Origin of the sequence: Pseudomonas sp. CBS (assembly GCF_024734645.1) — a bacterium.
In the GTDB taxonomy this organism is placed as follows: Bacteria; Pseudomonadota; Gammaproteobacteria; order Pseudomonadales; family Pseudomonadaceae; genus Aquipseudomonas.
In genome coordinates this window covers 5,426,214-5,444,088 of the sequence record NZ_CP102929.1, presented here as the reverse complement: position 1 = coordinate 5,444,088, position 17,875 = coordinate 5,426,214, and the positions used below count along the sequence as shown (strand labels likewise).

The following is a 17,875-nucleotide window of genomic DNA, read 5'->3' as shown; positions in this document are numbered from 1 at the left end:
CACTCCATCAGAAAGGAATTTATGATGTGGATAATATGGAGTGGGCAGCGTGCTGGATAGCACTATTGATTGGGGTGATTAAGGGGTAAAAGCGAGAGGGCATGGGGCTGCTGCGCAGCCCAGCGGGAGCAAGCTCCCTCGCCACAGCAAGCTCCCTTGCCACAGAAGCTCACTCGGCAATGCTGAAAGTATCAGCTCAATGCTTTTTCAATCGCCTGCACGATGGTGGGATCGTCCGGCGGTGTACGCGGCGAAAAACGCGCCAGCACCCGGCCGTCTTTACCCAGCAGGAATTTTTCGAAGTTCCAGGTGATGTCCCCGGGAAACTCGGCGCCCTCGCCCGCCAGCAATCGATACAGCTGGTGGCGATCAGGGCCATTCACGTCGAGCTTGCTGCCCAGGGGAAAGGTCACGCCGTAATTAAGGGTGCAGAACGCCTGGATTTCTCCTTCAGTGCCCGGTTCCTGCCCGGCAAATTGATTGCACGGCAGCCCGAGGACGGTGAAACCCTGGCTTTTGTATTGCTGATAGAGGTTTTCCAGCGCAGCGTACTGTGGTGTCAAACCACATTTGGAGGCGACGTTGACCACCAGCACGACTTGCCCCTTGAAGGGCGCCAGAGGCAGCTCCTGACCATCCAGGGCTTTGAGTTTAAGGTCGTGGAAAGCACTCATGACGAACTCCAGATATCCCATGTTCTTTGTAACGGCCACTCGAGATTACAGCCGCCAAGTCGGCAAGAATAGCCGCCAAATGAAAAAGGCGCCCGAAGGCGCCTTTTTCCAACTGACAGAGCGGCGCTCAGTCAATTAATGGTGGTGACCACCTTCGCCGTGCACGTGGCCGTGGGCCACTTCTTCCTGGGAAGCGTCACGGATAGCGACGATCTTCACCTGGAAGTTCAGGCGCTGGCCAGCCAGCGGGTGGTTGCCGTCGACGGTCACGTCGTCGCCGTCCAGGTCGCGGATGGTGACGATCTGCATCTGGCCGTCCGGAGCGGAAGCGTGGAACTGCATGCCCACTTCCAGCTCGTCGACGCCTTCGAACATGCTGCGGCTCAGGGTGCTGACCAGTTCGGCAGCGTATTCGCCGTAGGCATCTTCAGGTTCTACGGCAACGGTCAGTTCGTCACCGACCTCTTTGCCTTCCAGAGCCTTTTCCAGGCCCGGGATGATGTTACCTGCACCTTGCAGGTAGACCAGCGGCGCGCCGCCGGCAGAACTGTCGATGACCTCACCAGCGTCGTTGGTCAGGGTATAGTCAATGGAGACAGCCTTATTGGCGGCGATCGGCATGGGGCGAGACCTTTTGCAGAAGAATGAAGAACGGACAAGTCTAAACAAGGATTTGCCCGAAAGCGAACACAACCCGGACGGACGGGGTCGAACAACTGACCCGACGGTCGTCGGATTTCACCAGGACGAAGACCGGCACTGGGTCGTCGAGCTTTCCTGTGGCCACACCCAGCACCTGCGCCACCAGCCACCCTGGCAATCCCGCGCCTGGGTCACGGACCCGGCGCAACGCCTTGAAAAAATAGACAAGCCCTTTACGTGCGGCTGGTGTGCGCAAGGCTCAGATAGAGATAACCTTGGCACCTGATTCCCGGTAGGCAGCCAGCCATAGGCCGCCACCGAAGCCATGCACCTCCAGAGAATTCGCATGCAGACTTTTTTTATCGCGCCCACCGATTTTGGTGTGGGTCTGACCTCCATCAGCCTTGGGCTGGTGCGTACCCTTGAACGGGCCGGGCTGAAAGTCGGCTTCTTCAAACCGATTGCCCAGCCGCACCCCGGCGACACCGGCCCCGAGCGCTCCACCGAACTGGTGGCCCGTACCCACGGCCTGAAACCGCCCCAGCCCTTGGGCCTGGCCCACGTGGAGCGGATGCTCGGCGACGGCCAGCTGGATGAACTGCTGGAAGAAATCATCACCCTTTACCAGCAAGCCGCCGTGGGCAAGGACGTGTTGATCGTCGAAGGCATGGTGCCAACCCGCAGCGCCAGCTATGCGGCCCGGGTCAACCTGCACCTGGCCAAGAGCCTGGACGCCGAAGTGATCCTGGTCTCGGCCCCGGAAAACGAAGTGCTCACCGAACTCTCCGGCCGCGTGGAATTGCAGGCCCAGTTGTTTGGCGGCCCGAAAGATCCAAAAGTGTTGGGCGTGATCCTCAACAAAGTGCGCACCGACGAAAGCATGGAGGCGTTCTCGGCGCGGCTCAAAGAGCATTCGCCGTTGTTGCGCAGCGGCGATTTCCGGCTGTTGGGCTGCATCCCGTACCAGCCGGAACTCAACGCCCCGCGCACCCGCGACGTGGCCGACCTGATGGGCGCGCAGATCCTCAACGCCGGTGACTACGAAACCCGGCGCATGACCAAAATCATCATCTGCGCCCGCACCATGCGTAACACTGTGGAGCTGCTCAAGCCCGGCGTATTGGTGGTGACCCCCGGCGACCGCGACGACATCATCCTCGCCGTCAGCCTGGCCGCCATCAACGGCGTGCCGTTGGCCGGCCTGCTGCTGACCAGTGACACCCTGCCCGACCCACGGATCATGGACCTGTGCCGGGGCGCGTTCCAGGCCGGTTTGCCGGTGCTGTCGGTGAGCACCGGCTCCTACGACACCGCCAACCAGCTCAACAGCCTGAACAAGGAAATCCCGATTGATGACCGCGAGCGCGCGGAGATCATCACCGATTTCGTCGCCAGCCACCTCGACGCCCGCTGGCTGCACCAGCGCTGCGGCACGCCACGGGAGATGCGCCTGTCGCCCGCCGTATTCCGTTATCAATTGATCCAGCGCGCCCAGGCCGCCAACAAGCGCATCGTGTTGCCCGAAGGCAGCGAGCCGCTGACCGTACAGGCTGCGGCCATCTGCCAGGCGCGCGGGATTGCCCGTTGCGTGCTGCTGGCCAAGCCAGCGGACGTGGAAGCGGTGGCCCGCGCCCATGGCATCGAGTTGCCCGAAGGCCTGGAGATTCTCGACCCGGACTTGATTCGCCAGCGCTACGTGGAGCCGATGGTGGCCCTGCGCAAAACCAAAAGCCTCAACGCGCCGATGGCCGAGCAGCAGCTGGAAGACACCGTGGTGATCGCCACCATGATGCTCGCCCTGGATGAAGTCGACGGCCTGGTCTCCGGCGTCATCCATTCCACCGCCAACACCATTCGCCCGGCCCTCCAACTTATCAAGACTGCGCCGGGCTGCACCCTGGTCTCGTCGGTGTTCTTCATGCTGTTCCCGGAGCAGGTGCTGGTGTACGGCGACTGCGTGATGAACCCGCATCCAAGCGCCGCCGAACTGGCGGAAATCGCCCTGCAAAGCGCCGACTCGGCCGCCGCGTTCGGCATCACGCCACGGGTGGCGATGATCAGTTATTCCAGCGGTGATTCCGCCACGGGCGAAGAAGTCGAGAAAGTCCGCGAAGCCACCCTGCTGGCCCACGAAGCCCAAAGCTCACTGCTGATCGACGGCCCATTGCAGTACGACGCCGCCGCCAACGAAACCGTGGCCCGGCAACTGGCGCCTAACAGCCTCGTAGCGGGCAAGGCCACGGTGTTCGTGTTCCCCGACCTGAACACCGGCAACACCACCCACAAGGCGGTGCAACGCAGTGCCGATTGCGTCAGCCTTGGCCCGATGCTGCAAGGCCTGCGCAAACCGGTGAACGACCTGCCCCGTGGGGCGCAGGTGGACGACATCGTGTACACCATCGCATTGACCGCGATTCAAGCCGCCAACCGACCTATGGATGTCTAAATGCTGGATTTTCTACCTGCTGCCGTGCGCGGGGTGATCGCCTCGCTGTTGCTGGCGTTGAACACGATCCTGCTGTGCTCGTTCCTGTTTATCGTAGCGCTGTTCAAGGCGTTGCCGTTTGCCAAGCGCTTCAGTGAATGGCTGATGAACCAGACCCACGAGGCCTGGATCAGCAACAACAAGGCCTGGATGAACCTGGTGTGTCGCACCCGCTGGCACCTGAAGGGCCTGGAAGGCCTCGACTATGAACACTCGTACCTGGTGACCAGTAACCACCAGAGCTGGGTCGATATCATGGTGCTGCAATACGTGCTCAACCGGCGTATTCGCCCGCTGAAGTTCTTCCTCAAGCAGGAGCTGATCTGGGTCCCGGTGATCGGCCTGGCGTGGTGGACACTGGGCTTCCCGTTCATGAAGCGCTACACCAAGGCGTACCTGGAAAAGCACCCGGAGAAGAAAGGCAAGGACCTGGAAACCACCCGCAAGACTTGTGCGAAGTTTCGCCACAACCCGGTGGGCATTTTCAACTTTGCCGAAGGCACGCGGTTTACCCCGGGCAAGCATGCACAGCAGAAGTCACCGTTTCGTTATCTGCTCAAGCCCAAGGCCGGTGGTATCGCGTTTGTGCTGGATGCCATGGGTGAACAGCTGAAGTCGCTGGTGAACGTGACCATTCACTATCCTGGTGGGCGCCCCGGTTATTGGGATTTGCTGTGCGGGAATGTGAAAGAGGTTGTCGTGCAGTTTGAGGAAGTGCAGATTCCGGCCGAGTTCATCGGCAAGAATTATGAGCAGGATGGGGAGTATCGGTTGGCGTTCCAGGGTTGGATCAACCGGTTGTGGGAAGAGAAGGATGTGTTGCTGGAACAGCTTCACCGCGACTTTCCTGCTTGACACCTGTAGGAGCGAGCTTGCTCGCGAAGGTCGTTAACGATGACGTTGGCATCCTGATTCAACGCGGCGCACTCAGGTTTTTCGCGAGCAAGCTCGCTCCTACGGAGATCACGGTTCGCATGAAAAAGCCCGCCACCGAGTGATCGGTGGCGGGCTTTTTTGTGCGCGGGACGCTTAGATCGCGCCGCGCTGGCGCAGCAATTCCAGCACTTGCTTCACGCTCTCTTCCAGCGACAACGCCTGAGTGTCGATCACAAGGTCAGCATTCAACGGCACGTCATACGGGAAGGACTCACCGGGGATGTTATCCCCGCCCGCCGCGTACAAGCCTTGCGGATCTCGCTCGGCACACACCAGTGGCGAAGCCTGCACGTACACGGTCAGCAAACGATCAGCGCCGATCAGCGCCTTGGCCTGTTCACGCCCTTCAGCATCCGGGGCAACGAACGCTGCCAGCGTCAGCAAGCCGGCTTCGTTGAACTGACGCGCCACGTGCGCGGCACGACGCCAGTTCTCGGTACGCCCGGCACGGTCCTGTGGCAGCCCCTTGTTCAGGTCGTGGCGCAGGTTCTGGCCGTCCAGCACAAACACCGCACGGCCCATGTCGAACAGCTTGCGTTCAACCGCGTAGGCCAGGGTGCTTTTGCCGGCGCCCGACAAGCCGCTGAACAACACGGTCGCCGGTTGCTGGCCGAAGCGCTGGGCGCGTTCTTCGGTGGCCACGTGAGCCAACTTGCCATGCTGCGCCGCGCTGCCGTGAGTCACCGGCGGCGCGATGATCATGCCTGCGGCCACGGTGCCGTTGGTCAAACGATCGATGACGATAAACGACCCGGTGGTGCGGTTGCTCGCGTAACCGTCCAGGGCGATGACCGTGTCGAGGCTGACCTTGACCCGGCCGATCTCGTTCAACTGCAAGGCGCTCGCCGGGCCTTCTTCCAGGGTGTTCACATCAACACGATGCACGATGCTGGTGATGGAGCCCGGCACGTAGCTGGTGGCGCGCTTGATGTCGTATTTCTTGCCCGGCAGCATCGGCTCTTCAGCCATCCACACCAGCATGGCGTCGAAGGCGTCGGTCACTTGCGGCACGTTGTCGGCGTGTACCAGCAGGTCGCCACGGGAGATGTCGATCTCGTCTTCCATGGTCAGGGTCACGGCCTGGCCTGGGCCGGCGTTTTCCAGTTCACCTTCAAAGGTGACGATGGATTTGACGCGGCTGCTCTTGCCCGACGGCAGCACCACGACTTCGTCACCCTTGTGCACGATGCCACTGGCCAGGGTGCCGGCGAAACCACGGAAATTCAGGTTCGGACGGTTGACGTACTGCACCGGGAAACGCAGGTCGGTGTAATTGCGGTCGTTGGCGATCTCGACAGTTTCGAGAATCTCCATCAACGACTGGCCGGTGTACCAGGGCGAACGCTCGCTCTTGTTCACCACGTTGTCGCCCTTGAGCGCCGACATCGGCACGAAGGCCAGGGTGCTCGGCTTGAACGCGATACCGTCGGCGAACTTCAGGTAATCGGCCTTGATCGACTCGAATACGCTTTGGTCGAAGCCGTTGATGTCCATCTTGTTGACGGCCACCACGATGTGTTTGATCCCCAGCAACGAGGCGATAAAGCTGTGGCGACGGGTCTGGGTCTGCACGCCGTAGCGGGCGTCGATCAGGATGATCGCCAGGTCACAGGTGGAGGCACCGGTGGCCATGTTGCGGGTGTACTGCTCATGGCCGGGGGTGTCGGCGATGATGAATTTGCGCTTGGCGGTGGAGAAGTAGCGGTAGGCAACATCGATGGTGATGCCCTGCTCACGCTCGGCCTGCAGGCCGTCGACCAGCAAGGCCAGGTCGATGTCGTCACCGGTGGTGCCGGACTTCTTCGAATCGCGGGTGATGGCTTCCAGGTGATCTTCGTAGATCATCTTGGAGTCGTGCAGCAGGCGCCCGATCAGGGTGCTCTTGCCGTCGTCGACGTTGCCACAGGTCAGGAAGCGCAACATTTCCTTGCGCTCGTGCTGGCCCAGGTAGGCGAGGATGTCCTCGCTGATCAAATCAGATTGATGCGACATGACAGCCCCTTAGAAATAGCCTTGACGTTTTTTATCTTCCATCGAGCCTGCACCATCGTGGTCGATGACACGGCCCTGGCGCTCGGAAGTTCGCGTCAGGAGCATTTCCTGAATGATGTCCGTCAGCGTCTCGGCTTCGGACTCCACCGCGCCCGTCAACGGGTAGCAGCCAAGGGTACGGAAACGTACTTTCTTTTTGACGATTCGGGCTTTGTCTTCGTCAGACAGGTGCTCGAGGATGCGGTCGTCGTCGATCATGATCAACGTGCCGTTTTTCTCGATCACTTCGCGTTCGGCGGCGAAGTACAGCGGAACAATCGGAATGCCTTCAAGGTAGATGTACTGCCAGATGTCCAGCTCGGTCCAGTTGGACAGCGGGAACACACGGATCGACTCGCCCTTGTTGACGTTACCGTTGTAGACGTTCCACAGCTCCGGGCGCTGGTTTTTCGGGTCCCAGCGGTGCTTGCTGTCGCGGAACGAGTACACGCGCTCTTTGGCGCGGGATTTCTCTTCATCGCGACGGGCACCGCCGAATGCGGCGTCGAAACCATATTTGTCGAGTGCCTGTTTCAGGCCCTCGGTCTTCATGATGTCGGTGTGCTTGGCGCTGCCGTGGGTGAACGGGTTGATGCCCTGCGCTACGCCGTCCGGGTTGACGTGGGTGATCAGGTCCAGGCCCAGTTCCTCGACCATCTTGTCGCGGAACTTGTACATCTCCTGGAATTTCCAGCGGGTGTCGACGTGCATCACCGGAAACGGCAGCTTGCCCGGGAAAAATGCCTTGCGTGCCAGGTGCAGCATCACGGCGGAGTCTTTACCGATCGAGTAGAGCATCACCGGGTTATCGAACTCGGCGGCGACCTCGCGGATGATGTGGATGCTTTCCGCTTCCAGCTGTTTCAGATGCGTCAGTTTGTCGACCATGGCTACTCACGGAAAAACGATCTTATGGACGGCCAGCGGGCCGTGTTCGAGCGGGGCATGCTAGCACAGCACCTGATTCTATTGAGGGAGCTGGCTAGATCGAAACGGTATATCAATATACCGCCCGGTTTGGCTCAACTCGATCAAATGTGGGAGCGGGCTTGCTCGCGAATGCGGTGTGTCAGTCAATGCATATGGCGACTGATGCACCGCATTCGCGAGCAAGCCCGCTCCCACATGTGTCCGGTGGTGTTCGTCAGATCGGGTTTGGGCAATCGATGAAGAGGTGTTCGAGGGCGAAGCGTCGCGCCAGGTAATCACCCAACGCCTGTACACCATACCGTTCGGTGGCGTGATGCCCGGCCGCTATGAAGCTGATGTCGTTTTCCCGGGCGCTGTGGAAGGTCTGCTCCGAGGCTTCGCCGCTCAAGTACAGGTCGACACCGGCCAGCACCGCCTGGTCGATATAGCCCTGGCCACCACCGGTGCACCAGCCGACCCGACGGATCATCTCGCTGCCTTCGATCAGCAGCGGCTCGCGGCCCATGGCTTCCTGCACACGGCGGGCGAAATCGCGGGGCGACACCGGTTCGGCCAGGGAGCCCACCAGGCCGACGACCTTGAGGTTGTCCGGGTCCAGTGGGCCTTCGATGGTGATGTCCAGTTGCCGGGCCAGTTGCACGTTGTTGCCGACCTCCGGGTGCAGGTCGAGGGGCAAGTGGTAGGCCAGCAAACTGATGTCGTGCTTGAGCAGGGTTTTCAGGCGGCGCTGCTTCATGCCGGTGATGCACGGGCTTTCGCCTTTCCAGAAGTAACCGTGGTGCACCAGCACCAGGTCGGCCTGGGCTTCGACGGCCGCGTCCAGCAATGCCTGGCTGGCGGTCACGCCGCTGACGATGCGCAGCACTTGCGGGCGGCCCTCGACCTGCAGGCCGTTGGGGCAGTAATCGGCGATTTTTGCACTATTAAGGTAGCGGTCCGCTTCCTCGACTAGGGTGCTCAGGGCAACGGCCATAAAAGACTCCTAAATATCCCGTTCAGAGGCGCTCACGGCCTCGTATAATGCGCGACATTATGGGCGCTCTCCCGCCCCCTGCAACCCGTCAGGATTTTTCTTAATGCTCAAGGCACTGCGTTTTTTTGGATGGCCATTGTTGGCTGGCGTGCTGATCGCGATGCTGATTATTCAGCGTTATCCACAACTGGTCGGTCTGCCGACCCTCGATGTCAACCTGCAACAGGCACCGCAAACCAGCGCGGTGGTACAAGGCCCGGTGACTTACGCCGACGCGGTGATGATCGCCGCGCCCGCCGTGGTGAACCTGTACACCACCAAAGTCATCAACAAACCGGCGCATCCGCTGTTTGAAGACCCGCAGTTCCGGCGCTTTTTCGGCGACAACTCGCCCAAGCAGCGACGCATGGAATCCAGCCTCGGCTCCGGCGTGATCATGAGCCCCGAAGGCTACATCCTGACCAACAACCACGTGACCACCGGCGCCGACCAGATTGTGGTGGCCCTGCGTGATGGCCGGGAAACCCTGGCCCGCGTAGTCGGCAGCGACCCGGAAACCGACCTCGCTGTGCTGAAAATCGATCTGAAAAGCCTGCCTTCGATCACCATCGGTCGTTCCGAAGGCTTGCGCGTAGGTGACGTGGCGCTGGCCATCGGCAACCCGTTCGGTGTGGGCCAGACCGTGACCATGGGCATCATCAGCGCCACCGGGCGTAACCAGTTGGGCCTCAACAGCTACGAAGACTTTATCCAGACCGACGCGGCGATCAACCCGGGCAACTCCGGCGGCGCGCTGGTGGATGCCAACGGCAACCTGACCGGCATCAACACCGCGATCTTCTCCAAGTCCGGTGGCTCCCAAGGCATCGGCTTCGCCATCCCGGTAAAACTCGCGACGGAAGTGATGAAGTCGATCATCGAGCATGGCCAGGTGATTCGTGGCTGGCTGGGGATTGAAGTCCAACCGCTGACCAAGGAACTGGCCGAGTCGTTTGGCCTGACCGGGCGCCCAGGCATCGTGGTCGCCGGGATTTTCCGCGACGGCCCGGCGCAGAAAGCCGGCCTGCAACTGGGGGATGTGATCCTCAGCATCGACGGCGAGCCGGCCGGTGATGGCCGCAAATCGATGAACCAGGTGGCGCGGATCAAGCCGACCGACAAGGTGGCGATCCAGGTGATGCGCAATGGCAAGGAAATCAAGCTGTCGGCAGAGATCGGCCTGCGTCCGCCGCCGGCGCCGGTGAAAGAAGAGGAATAACCTGGAAAGGAGCCCGCTCGCGGGCTCCTGTTACCTAATGTTTCAGAAGAAAATTACTCTCAATAGAGATGTTATATTGTTTCAATATCGCTATTGGAACGTTCTATCATGCCGTCTCGAAGATTTGCCCCACTGGCGGGAATCGCCCTGGGTTTGTTGGTAGACCCGGTCTACGCCGAAGACACCGCCACCCTTGAACTGGAGGCCACCCGCATCACCAGTGAGGCGTTTGAATCCGCCACCAGCCCCATCAAAGGCTATCGCGCCACCCGCTCCGCCAGCGCTACCAAAACCGACACCGCCCTGCGAGACATCCCACAATCCATCAGCGTGATTCCCGCCTCGGTGCTCACGGACCTGGGCAGTACCAACGTCGAGCGCGCCCTGGAATTTGCCGGCGGCGTATCCAGACAGAACAACTTCGGCGGCCTGACGCTTTACGAATACAGCGTTCGCGGCTTCACCACCTCAGAGTTTTACGTCGACGGCTTCAGTGCCAACCGCGGTTACCCAAGCACGCCGGATGCGGCCAATATCGAGCGCATCGAAGTGCTCAAGGGCCCCGCCGCCAGCCTGTATGGCCGTGGCGACCCGGGCGGCACGGTGAATATCGTCAGCAAGAAGCCGCAGCCCGAAGCCTTCACCACCGTGCAGACCAGCGCCGGCAGCTGGGACCGCTATCGCACCGCGCTGGACGTGAACACGCCGCTCGACAGCGAGGGTAACGTGTTGTCACGGGTCAACCTGGCGGTGGAAGACAACCACAGCTTCCGCGACCACGTGGAGGCCAAACGGGTTTTCGTCGCGCCCTCCATCAGTTGGCAACTGGACCCGGACACCCGCCTGCTGGTAGAAAGCGAATTCGTGCGCCACCGCTCCACCTTCGACCGTGGCATCGTCGCGCCGAACAATCGCTGGAGCGGCGTTTCCCGCTCGACCTTCCTCGGCGAGCCCAACGACGGCGATATCCGCAACCACAACAACCGCCTGCAAGCCACCCTCGAACATCACCTCAACGATGCCTGGCAACTGCGCCTGGCCAGCCACTACAAACAGGGCAGCCTGTGGGGCGATGCGTCGGAAAACCGCCCACTGAGTGCCGACGGCCACACCCTCAACCGTCGCTACCGCGAACGCTCCACCGGTTGGCACGACAGCATCACCCAGCTCGAACTGCGCGGCCTGTTCGACATCGGCAGCTGGCAGCACGAGTTGCTGATCGGCACCGAATACGAGGATTACCGCAAGAAAGAACGAGTCACCGCGATTGCTGGCGGCAACTACACCCTCGACATCTATAAGCCGGTCTATGGCAAGCCAAAACCCAACGGCGGACGCTCGGGTACCGACTTTTTCGAACAGGTGAAGAGCCAGGCGCTGAACCTGCAGGACCAGATCATCTTCACCGACCGCCTGCGCGGGATTATCGGCGCACGCTTCGAACACTTCGAGCAACACACCGACGACTTCGCCCGCAACCACGCCAAAAGCCGGCAGACTCATGATGCCCTGACCCAACGCGCTGGCCTGCTCTATCAGTTGACGCCCGAAGTGGGCCTGTTCGCCAACGCCTCCACCTCGTTCAAACCCAACAATGGCCTGGACGCCGGCGGCAAATCCTTCAAGCCCGAAGAGGGCGTGGGTTATGAAATCGGGATCAAGAGCGAGCTGTTCGACGACCGCCTGAGCACCACCCTCGCCGCCTTCCATATCGAGAAGGAAAATGTCCTGACCCAAGACCCGGCCACCGACACCCAGCGGGCCATGGGCAAAGCACGCAGCCAGGGTTTTGACCTGCAACTGACCGGGCAAGTGACTGACGCGATACGGGTGATCGGCGCCTTTGCCTACATCGACGCCGAAGTGACCAAAGGCGACAAAGACATCCCTGCGGGCAGCCGGATTCTCGGCGTGGCCAAACGGAGCGGCAGTTTGCTCGGGGTGTATGAATTCCAGGACGGCCTATTACGTGGCTCCGACCTCGGCGCGGCCTTTACCTACGTCGGCGACCGCTCCGGCGAAGCCGGCAAAAGCTTTGAATTACCGGCCTACCACACCGTCGATTTGCTGGCCCATTACAAGGCCAGCGACAACGTCACCGTGGGCCTGAACCTCAACAACCTGTTCGATGAAAAGTACTACGAGCGCTCCTACAGCAATTACTGGGTCAACCCCGGCGAGCCGCGCAATTTCACCGTCAGCCTGACCCTCAACCTGTAAAAGGACGTCTCCATGCAAGCCTTCAAATCCCTCGCCGTGCTCGGCCTGCTGTTTGCCACCCAAGTCTCGGCCCACGGGCTGTGGACCGAACAACGGCGCGGCAATATCGAAGTGATCTACGGCCACGGCGCCGAAGACAACGCGTTCAAGGCGCAGAAAATCAGCGGCGCCTGGGCCTACGACGCCAGCGGCAAAATGATCCCGGTGACCGTGGAACGTCTGCCCGACCATGCGCGCCTGAAGCCGCTCAAATCGCCGGCTGTATTGGCGGTCGCCCTGGATAACGGGATGTGGTCACAGACGCCTGACAAGAAGTGGATCAACGAGGGCCGCAGCAAAGTGCCGGGGGCGATTGAGTCGACCCAGACCTTCAAGTACAGCCTGGCGATCTACCAGCCGGGGGCGAAGTTGCCGAAGCTGGATCAGATCAAACTGCTGATCTTGCCGGAAGTTGATCCGCTGACGGTCGGCCCGGGTAAATCACTGCCCGTACGGGTGCTGCTGGATGGCAAGCCGGCGGCAGGAGTCAAGCTGATCGGAGACTATCGCAACGCACCGAACACCTTGAGCACCGAGACCGATAAAGAGGGTCGTGCCCAGGTACTGGTGAGGAATGAAGGATTGAATGTGATTGCGGCGCAGGTTGAGATCCCGCTTAAAGACAATGCTGATGTCGCGACTCGCGGACTGTTCAGTTCCCTGACCTTCCTGGGCGAGCCGCATCACGAGTAACACCGAAAATTCAGAGTGGGCACCGTCAATGTGGGAGCGGGCTTGCTCGCGAAGGCGGTGGGTCAGTCGCTATCTTCATTAACTGACACACCGTATTCGCGAGCAAGCCCGCTCCCACATTCAGTCCTCACTCGGCTTGATTACAGTGCCACCGGCGCTTTTTCCAGCTCCCTGATCTTCCTGGGCGAGCCGCATCACGAGTAGCACCGAAAATTCAGAGTGGGCACCGTCAATGTGGGAGCGGGCTTGCTCGCTCCCACATTCAGTCCTCACTCGGCTTGATTACAGTGCAACCGGCGCTCTTTCCAGCTCCCTGACCTTTCAGGGCGAGCCGCATCACGAGTAACACCGAAAATTCAGAGTGGGCACCATCAATGTGGGAGCGGGCTTGCTCGCGAAGGCGGTGGGTCAGTCGCTATCTTCTTTAACTGACCCACCGTATTCGCGAGCAAGCCCGCTCCCACATTCAGTCCTCACTCGGCTTGATTACAGTGCAACCGGCGCTCTTTCCAGCTCCCTGACCTTCCTGGGCGAGCCGCATCACGAGTAACACCGAAAATTCAGAGTGGGCACCGTCAATGTGGGAGCGGGCTTGCTCGCGAAGGCGGTGGGTCAGTCGCTATCTTCATTAACTGACCCACCGTATTCGCGAGCAAGCCCGCTCCCACATTCAGTCCTCACTCGGCTTGATTACAGTGCAACCGACGCTCTTTCCAGCTCCCTGACCTTTCAGGGCGAGCCGCATCACGAGTAACACCGAAAATTCAGAGTGGGCACCATCAATGTGGGAGCGGGCTTGCTCGCGAAGGCGGTGGGTCAGTCGCTATCTTCTTTAACTGACCCACCGTATTCGCGAGCAAGCCCGCTCCCACATTCAGTCCTCACTCGGCTTGATTACAGTGCAACCGGCGCTCTTTCCAGCTCCCTGACCTTCCTGGGCGAGCCGCATCACGAGTAACACCGAAAATTCAGAGTGGGCACCGTCAATGTGGGAGCGGGCTTGCTCGCGAAGGCGGTGGGTCAGTCGCTATCTTCATTAACTGACCCACCGTATTCGCGAGCAAGCCCGCTCCCACATTCAGTCCTCACTCGGCTTGATTACAGTGCAACCGGCGCTCTTTCCAGCTCCCTGACCTTCCTGGGCGAGCCGCATCACGAGTAACACCGAAAATTCAGAGTGGGCACAGTCAGTGTGTGAGCGGGCTTGCTCGCGAAGGCGGTGTGTCAGTCACTATCTTCATTAACTGACCCACCGTATTCGCGAGCAAGCCCGCTCCCACATTCAGTCCTCGCTCGGCTTGATTACAGTGCAACCGGCGCTCTTTCCAGCTCCCTGATCTTCCTGGGCGAGCCGCATCACGAGTAACACCGAAAATTCAGAGTGGGCACCGTCAATGTGGGAGCGGGCTTGCTCGCGAAGGCGGTGTGTCAGTCGCTATCTTCATTAACTGACCCACCGTATTCGCGAGCAAGCCCGCTCCCACATTCAGTCTCACTCGGCTTGATTACAGCGCCACCGGCGCTCTTTCCAGCTCCCTGACCTTCCTGGGCGAGCCGCATCACGAGTAACACCGAAAATTCAGAGTGGGCTCCCACATTCAGTCCTCACTCGGCTTGATTACAGTGCAACCGGCGCTCTTTCACACAAGGTATTGAGCGCCACCGCCCACTGCGGGTCATCATTCAGGCAAGGCACCAACACCAGCTCCTCGCCCCCCGCTTCGCGGAATTGTTCCAGGCCACGATCGCCGATCTCCTCCAGCGTTTCGATGCAGTCCGCGACAAACGCCGGGCACATCACCAGCAACTTCTTCACGCCTTGTTGAGCCAACGCTTCAAGGCGTGCCTCGGTATAGGGTTCGATCCACTTGGCCCGGCCCAGCCGCGACTGGAACGCCACCGACCATTTGCCATCCGGCAACCCCAGCCGCTCCGCGAAGTCCCGCGCAACGCTGAAGCACTGCGCGCGATAGCACGTGGCAAGCACCTCGGGTGAGGCGTTCTGGCAGCAGTTGGCGTCCTTGAAACAGTGCTGTCCGGTAGGGTCGAGCTTTTTCAGGTGGCGCTCGGGCAACCCATGAAAGCTCAGCAGCAAGTGATCGAAATCCTGTTCCACATAGGCCCTGGCGCTGTTGGCCAAGGCGTCGAGGTACTCCGGTTCATCGTAGAAGGGCTGCAGAATCGAAAACTCGATCGCCAGCTTTTTGTCCCGCACCACGCGTCGGGCTTCTTCGATCACCGTGGTCACGGTGCTGTCAGCAAATTGCGGGTACAACGGCGCGAGGGTGACTTTCTTGATGCCCTGGGACGCCAGGCGCGTCAGTACGCTTTCAATCGACGGCTCGCCATAACGCATTGCCAGTTCCACCGGCCCCTGAGTCCACTGCGCGGTCATCTGTTGTTGCAGGCGGCGGCTGAGGACTACCAGCGGCGAACCTTCGTCCCACCAGATCGAAGCGTACGCATGGGCCGATTGCTCCGGGCGCTTGATCAGGATCAGCGACACCAGCAAGCGCCGCACCGGCCACGGCAGGTCGATGACGTAAGGGTCCATCAGAAATTGATTAAGGTAGCTGCGCACATCCGCCACCGAAGTGGAGGCCGGTGAACCCAGGTTGACCAGTAACAACGCGTGATCCGTCATGCAACATCCTATTTCTAGAGGCGGCTGGACAAGTCGTCCAGGGCCGCGTGCAACTCAGTGAACTGGAAAGTGAAACCGGCGGCCAACAGACGCTGTGGCAAAGCCCGCTGGCCGCCCAGCAATAAACCGGACAGTTCGCCCAGGCCGATGCGCAAGGCAAACGCCGGCATGGGCATGAACGCCGGGCGGTGCAGCACCTTGCCCAGGGTCTTGGCGAATTCGAGATTGCGCACCGGGTGTGGCGCGCAGGCATTATAAGGACCGCGGGCATCGCTCTTGTGCAGAAGAAAATCAATCAGGGCGATTTGATCCTTTATATGGACCCACGGCATCCACTGCCGACCATTGCCGATCGGCCCGCCCAGCGCCAGTTTGAACGGCAATAACAGCCGCGACAAAAAGCCGCCCTCGGCCGCCAGCACCAGCCCGGTACGCACCAGGACTACGCGGATACCCAAAGCCTCGGCGCGCTGGGCGGTTTCTTCCCAGGCAATGGAGAGCTGGCTGGCGAAATCGTCCTGTACCGGGCCGCTGTCTTCGGTCAGCTCACGCTCACCGCCGTCGCCGTACCAGCCCACCGCAGAACCGGAAATCAACACCGCCGGTTTTTGCTCAAGGCCCTCAAGCCAGGCCAGTAATGTTTCGGTGAGGCCGATGCGGCTGCTCCACAGCAGCGCCTTGCGCTTATGCGTCCAGGGCCGATCGGCAATCGGCGCGCCGGCGAGGTTGACCACCGCGTCCACCGGCTCGTTTACGTCTTGCAGGCGAGCAATGCCGCGCACTTGGGCGCCACACAATTTGGCTACTTGTTCAGGATGGCGGCTCCAGACCGTAAGGCGATGGCCCTGGGCAAGCCAGTATTGGCAAAGTTGGCGGCCGATCAAACCCGTACCGCCGGTCAGCAAAATGTGCATGAGTCGTTCCTCGTGTAACGTTCGCCGACCACCGTTAGTCTATTTTATAGACAGGGATGTTTTAATCGGGCGCAACGGTGGTTAAACCCTCACGGTTAACCATAGGTCACGCCAAACGATCAGGTACGCCAAAACTTATACCAAAAAACAATATTGTACAGCTATTGGTGTCGGCGTAGTCTGTACCCAACGGTAAAACGAGGCCTCCCATGACTGTTCCCATCGCGATCATCGGCACCGGCATCGCCGGTCTCTCCGCCGCCCGAGCGTTGAAAAACGCGGGGCACGTTGTACAACTCTTTGATAAAAGCCGCGGCAGTGGCGGCCGCATGTCCAGCAAGCGCAGCGATGCGGGGGCACTGGACATGGGCGCGCAGTACTTCACCGCCCGCGACCGGCGCTTCGTCAACGAGGTGCAACGCTGGCAGGCCGATGGTTGTGCCGAGCAGTGGAAGCCGCAGCTGTACAATTTCAAGTCCGGGCAACTGACGCCCTCCCCCGATGAACAGATCCGCTGGGTCGGCACGCCGCGCATGAGTGCGATCACCCGCGCCCTGCTGGATGACTTGCCGGTGCAGTTCGGTTGCCGCATCACCGAAGTGTTCCAGGGCAAACACCACTGGAACCTGCTGGACGCCGACGGCGAAAACCACGGCCCGTTCAGCCACGTGATCATTGCCACCCCGGCGCCCCAAGCCACTGCCTTGCTGGCCGCCGCGCCGAAGCTGGCGAGTGCCGCCGCCGGGGTGAAAATGGACCCGACCTGGGCCGTCGCCCTGGCCTTCGACAAACCGTTGGACACCCCCATGGAAGGCTGCTTCGTGCAGGACAGCCCGCTTGACTGGCTGGCCCGCAACCGCAGCAAACCCGGGCGCGACACCACCCTCGACACCTGGGTACTGCACGCCACCAGCACCTGGAGCAAGCAACACCTGGACCTGTCCAAGGAAGCGGTGATCGAACACCTGCACGGTGCCTTCGCCGAACTTTTGCACAGCGCCATGCCCGCGCCGTCCTTCACACTCGCCCACCGCTGGCTGTATGCACGGCCGTCCACCAGCCATGAGTTTGGCGTGCTGGCCGACGCCGACCTGGGCTTGTACGTGTGCGGCGACTGGTGCCTGTCGGGCCGTGTGGAAGGTGCCTGGCTCAGCGGCCAGGAAGCGGCACGGCGGTTGATCGAGCATCTGCAATGAACCGGATCAATCCCGCCAAGTTGCTGCTGTCGAAGTGGACAGCAGCCCGCCCGCAGCACAAGGAAAAACACTTCCTGGTGACCAAACTGTTGCGCGACGACGAAGGCGATGTGCAGGAAATCGAACTGGAAGCGGTGATGAGCCATCGCGTTCAGCGCCTGGCCTGGCAAACCCTGCAAAACGCCGAAGACTGGAAAATCGGCTGGAAATAGCCATCCTGCAAATACCTGTACAAATTAT

Annotated in this window: 15 protein-coding genes; 8 read left to right on the top strand and 7 right to left on the bottom strand. The window is 60.7% G+C overall.

The genetic code is table 11. From position 1 onward, the window contains the following. Positions 1-191: 191 nt before the first annotated feature. On the bottom strand, positions 192-674 hold the full coding sequence (locus NVB75_RS24805; RefSeq protein ID WP_258343753.1) for a glutathione peroxidase: 483 nt from the start codon (positions 672-674) through the stop codon (positions 192-194). A 135-nt stretch (positions 675-809) separates the two neighbouring features. Continuing rightward, entirely contained in the window at positions 810-1,295 is a 486-nt protein-coding gene (locus NVB75_RS24800; RefSeq protein WP_003208457.1) for a peptidylprolyl isomerase, read from the bottom strand. On the opposite strand from NVB75_RS24800, the gene NVB75_RS24795 reads away from it, so the two are divergent. The 3 genes from NVB75_RS24795 to NVB75_RS24785 are packed head-to-tail and all read left to right on the top strand — an operon-like array spanning position 1,264 to position 4,656. After that, a complete protein-coding gene (locus NVB75_RS24795; RefSeq protein WP_258343751.1) occupies positions 1,264-1,602 on the top strand; it encodes a DUF3565 domain-containing protein in 339 nt (112 codons plus the stop codon). The genes NVB75_RS24800 and NVB75_RS24795 overlap by 32 nt on opposite strands. 60 nt (positions 1,603-1,662) lie before the next feature. Continuing rightward, positions 1,663-3,762 (top strand): phosphate acetyltransferase, encoded by a 2,100-nt coding sequence (gene pta / locus NVB75_RS24790; protein ID WP_017476010.1) that lies wholly within the window; start codon positions 1,663-1,665, stop codon positions 3,760-3,762. Further along, on the top strand, positions 3,763-4,656 hold the full coding sequence (locus NVB75_RS24785) for an acyltransferase (RefSeq protein ID WP_076014989.1): 894 nt from the start codon (positions 3,763-3,765) through the stop codon (positions 4,654-4,656). Positions 4,657-4,830: 174 nt separating this feature from the next. Here NVB75_RS24785 and cysN read toward each other — a convergent pair whose 3' ends face one another. From cysN to NVB75_RS24770, 3 genes are all read right to left on the bottom strand, one after another. Next, complete coding sequence (gene cysN, locus NVB75_RS24780) at positions 4,831-6,729, bottom strand: sulfate adenylyltransferase subunit CysN (RefSeq protein ID WP_063033106.1); 1,899 nt, start codon at positions 6,727-6,729, stop codon at positions 4,831-4,833. A gap of 9 nt (positions 6,730-6,738) precedes the next feature. Further along, on the bottom strand, positions 6,739-7,656 hold the full coding sequence (gene cysD / locus NVB75_RS24775; RefSeq protein WP_063033107.1) for a sulfate adenylyltransferase subunit CysD: 918 nt from the start codon (positions 7,654-7,656) through the stop codon (positions 6,739-6,741). A gap of 256 nt (positions 7,657-7,912) precedes the next feature. Beyond that, entirely contained in the window at positions 7,913-8,671 is a 759-nt protein-coding gene (locus NVB75_RS24770; RefSeq protein WP_258343750.1) for a Nif3-like dinuclear metal center hexameric protein, read from the bottom strand. Positions 8,672-8,774: 103 nt separating this feature from the next. On the opposite strand from NVB75_RS24770, the gene algW reads away from it, so the two are divergent. The 3 genes from algW (at position 8,775) to NVB75_RS24755 (ending at position 12,881) form a co-directional block, all read left to right on the top strand. Beyond that, positions 8,775-9,929 carry a Do family serine endopeptidase AlgW gene (gene algW, locus NVB75_RS24765; protein WP_258343749.1) on the top strand — a complete coding sequence of 385 codons (1,155 nt, stop codon included), beginning with the start codon at positions 8,775-8,777 and terminating at the stop codon, positions 9,927-9,929. Positions 9,930-10,037: 108 nt separating this feature from the next. Continuing rightward, positions 10,038-12,149, top strand: coding sequence for a TonB-dependent siderophore receptor (locus NVB75_RS24760; RefSeq protein WP_258343748.1), 2,112 nt, complete (start codon positions 10,038-10,040; stop codon positions 12,147-12,149). Between the two features lie 12 nt (positions 12,150-12,161). After that, positions 12,162-12,881 carry a DUF4198 domain-containing protein gene (locus NVB75_RS24755; protein ID WP_258343747.1) on the top strand — a complete coding sequence of 240 codons (720 nt, stop codon included), beginning with the start codon at positions 12,162-12,164 and terminating at the stop codon, positions 12,879-12,881. A 1,618-nt stretch (positions 12,882-14,499) separates the two neighbouring features. On the opposite strand, the gene hemH is transcribed toward NVB75_RS24755, so the two are convergent. Both hemH and NVB75_RS24745 read right to left on the bottom strand, forming a co-directional pair. Then, positions 14,500-15,525 (bottom strand): ferrochelatase, encoded by a 1,026-nt coding sequence (gene hemH, locus NVB75_RS24750; RefSeq protein WP_258343745.1) that lies wholly within the window; start codon positions 15,523-15,525, stop codon positions 14,500-14,502. A 14-nt stretch (positions 15,526-15,539) separates the two neighbouring features. Further along, positions 15,540-16,439, bottom strand: coding sequence for a TIGR01777 family oxidoreductase (locus tag NVB75_RS24745; protein ID WP_258343744.1), 900 nt, complete (start codon positions 16,437-16,439; stop codon positions 15,540-15,542). Positions 16,440-16,648: 209 nt separating this feature from the next. Between NVB75_RS24745 and NVB75_RS24740 the strand changes: the two genes are divergently transcribed. Both NVB75_RS24740 and NVB75_RS24735 read left to right on the top strand, forming a co-directional pair. Continuing rightward, entirely contained in the window at positions 16,649-17,635 is a 987-nt protein-coding gene (locus NVB75_RS24740; protein WP_258343743.1) for an NAD(P)/FAD-dependent oxidoreductase, read from the top strand. Further along, complete coding sequence (locus tag NVB75_RS24735; RefSeq protein ID WP_003208432.1) at positions 17,632-17,847, top strand: TIGR02450 family Trp-rich protein; 216 nt, start codon at positions 17,632-17,634, stop codon at positions 17,845-17,847. The genes NVB75_RS24740 and NVB75_RS24735 overlap by 4 nt, the downstream gene beginning before the upstream one ends. The last annotated feature ends 28 nt before the right edge of the window (positions 17,848-17,875 follow it).